The sequence below is a fragment of the Candidatus Jordarchaeum sp. genome (genome assembly GCF_052745115.1).
The window spans coordinates 1-2739 of sequence record NZ_JBRAKS010000451.1 but is presented as its reverse complement, the minus strand read 5'-3'; the positions used below and the strand labels follow the sequence as shown (position 1 = coordinate 2739).

Sequence of the window (2739 nt, the reverse complement as noted above, 5' to 3'; positions counted from 1 at the left end):
ATATTATATTTATGGATACTTCTATACTGTTAAACAATTCAGAATTTATTCTAGTACCTCATAGAAAAATTAATAAATCGAAACTAATTACGTTTTAATAGATAGAGAAAAATAAAAAATTGATTAAGAGGTAGGGTATAAGATGCGCACTTTTGGTTTAAAGCTTAGAATGTTCCTAGTGATAGCACTAATGTTCGCAATTCTCTTCGCTTTGTTTACCGGTATAGCCTATCTGTTCGGTTACTTCCAGCCCTGGGTCTTCGTCATCATGGCCGTAGCTATAATGGCGATACAGTACTTCACTGGTCCCTACATCGTTGGCTGGACCATGAAGGTGAAATACGTGACACCCCAAGAGGAACCACGACTTCACGGTATAGTAAACAGCTTAATATGGAAGCGCGGAATAGACAAACCCAAAATCGGGGTATCAAACATGAAGATTCCCAACGCCTTCGCATTCGGAAGATGGAAAAGCGATGCCCGAGTGGTAGTAACAAGACCACTGTTAGAAAAACTCGATGACGGTGAACTAGAAGCCGTACTTGGACACGAATTATCTCATGTAATTCACCGCGATATGATGCTTATGACTGCAATCAGCGTTATACCTTTGATATGCTACTACATCTTCCTGAGCTTGGTTTGGGGCGGAATGGGAGGGAGAGGAAATAGAAACGCTGGATACGCCGTACTAATTGGACTTGCAGCCTTTGTGATGTACTTCGTGACCAATCTGTTAGTTCTCTGGGTGAGTAGAGCAAGAGAATACTATGCTGATGCGGGTAGTGCCGAAATGACCAATCAACCATACAATCTAGCTTCAGGCCTCTACAAACTAGTATTAGCGAGCAAGGACATAGATGAAAAGGCTCTTCACGAGGTAGAAGGAGTAAGAGCCTTTTTCGCAACCGACCCCACTAAAGCTAAGGGCGAAGTCAGAATGCTCATTGATGCAGATCTAAATAGAGACGGAAAACTAGACGCTTACGAAGTGAAGCAATTCGCAGAGCAAGCAAAAACAACAAAATTCTCGAGAGTAGCAGAATTGTTTTCAACACACCCAAATCCAGTGAAGAGAATCGTGAAACTAGCAGAAATGTATTAAGATAACCAGCTCTCTGATAATAATTAAGGTGGTGGATAGCGTCCCCACCTTTCCCCTTGAAAAAGAATTTTCATTTTAAATTTTTTACCACGAGATGGTTTGCTTATTTTAGGGCTTTGTCTCTTAGAACTCTTTCAATACACATTATTGCTGATTCTGCTGCGGAATTCATTCCCACGCCCCTTCCCCGATAGGTATCCCCGGCGAAGTAGAGGCCTTGGACTCCGGATGCCTTTATGTCTGGTTTATATTTTCCGACCATTCCCGGTTTTCGAGCTATGCCATCTATACCAATGTATCTGGCGGGAAGAACCCATTCTACATGGTCTTCAAAGTGGGGAAATAGTTGGGCCAAATCATCCCATAGTATATCAAGCCCTTTTCTTACCCACCATTTGTCAAAAGCGTTTTCGGGCTCGCAGGGGCAGCCCATAGATATGAAAAACTTTCCTTCCGGAGCGGTGGTTGGGTCAAAATTTGATGGGGCATAACACTGTAAGGGCAAGCCGGTTTGGGGAAGGCTCATGGAAACGCGATATTTTCTATCCTCCCAGAGAATCTCATCTAAGCCTAAGAGGTAGCCTATGGCTGCTGAGGTTTCTCCAGATAGGCTATCTATTTTACTTGTAAACCAGGATGGTAACTCGTCTGTGGATAGCAGATTTTCTAAAGACCATATGGGAACCGCGCAAATAACAGTGTCTGTCCTGAGGAAGTTAGTTTCATGAACCAGCCATGGTTCAAAATTCTTGGGAGCATCACCCATAGGCTGTTCCACGGCTACACCAACAACTTTTCCATTCTCGATGAGAACCTCGTCTACCCCAGTTCCGGTGAGAATCATGCCACCATTTTCCCTAACCACTTCAGCCATTGGGTTAACCAGATTAATGGAGCCCCCCTTAGGGAATCCTGCGGTGAGCAGTGTTCCTTTAACCTCCAAATTCTTCTTCATCTCGTAAATAATTTCGCTTGCCGCCATCTCATTCCAGTCGGTGAGGGTTGTGATCATCATTCCCAGGTAACTGAAAAAGTCGTAAACCTCTTGGTTCTCGGTTATACCCTCCATCCATTCTCGAAGAGAAGTATTGTCTAATCCATCAATTTCAGGATAAGTGATTTCAAAAAGAGCCTTAATTACCTTTTTAAAGTCCTCATTGTGGGAGGGCCTTATTTCTCGGTATTCCGTGATGTCCTGCCACCTATTATCCTCCCACACGTTTACACCCTCTGACCAGGCTGCCAGCTCCACTCTTTTACCAATTGTCGAAAGTAATTCTGCAACTGTGCTCACATCACCCCTAGAGAGGGCGTGTAGACCGGTATCTATGGTGTAGCCTCTAAAACTCATTGTGGTGGCTCGGCCTCCAATATAGGGAAGCCTCTCATATACAATGACTCTTAAACCCCTAGAGGCGAGGAGTGATGCACAACCAAGACCCGCAATCCCAGCACCGATAACCACGACATCAAAATCGAGTTCTGACATAAAACCATCCCATTATACTCTCGCAACAATTCTCCCAAAGTTTAATTGAAATTCATTTGCTACCATTTAAACTTTATTATATAATAGTTCGAGAAGGCGCCTTAAGTATGTGGGTTGTTGGGATAGTTCGAAAAGAATAATT

2 protein-coding genes are annotated in these 2739 nt (G+C 43.4%); one reads left to right on the top strand and one right to left on the bottom strand.

Annotated features, from left to right (window positions below; translation table 11 throughout):
- Positions 1 to 142 precede the first annotated feature (142 nt).
- Entirely contained in the window at positions 143 to 1108 is a 966-nt protein-coding gene (locus ACUVXA_RS19405) for a zinc metalloprotease HtpX (RefSeq protein WP_445872942.1), read from the top strand.
- Between the two features lie 103 nt (positions 1109 to 1211).
- On the opposite strand, the gene ACUVXA_RS19400 is transcribed toward ACUVXA_RS19405, so the two are convergent.
- Positions 1212 to 2597 (bottom strand): phytoene desaturase family protein, encoded by a 1386-nt coding sequence (locus ACUVXA_RS19400; RefSeq protein ID WP_445872941.1) that lies wholly within the window; start codon positions 2595 to 2597, stop codon positions 1212 to 1214.
- Positions 2598 to 2739: the final 142 nt, after the last annotated feature.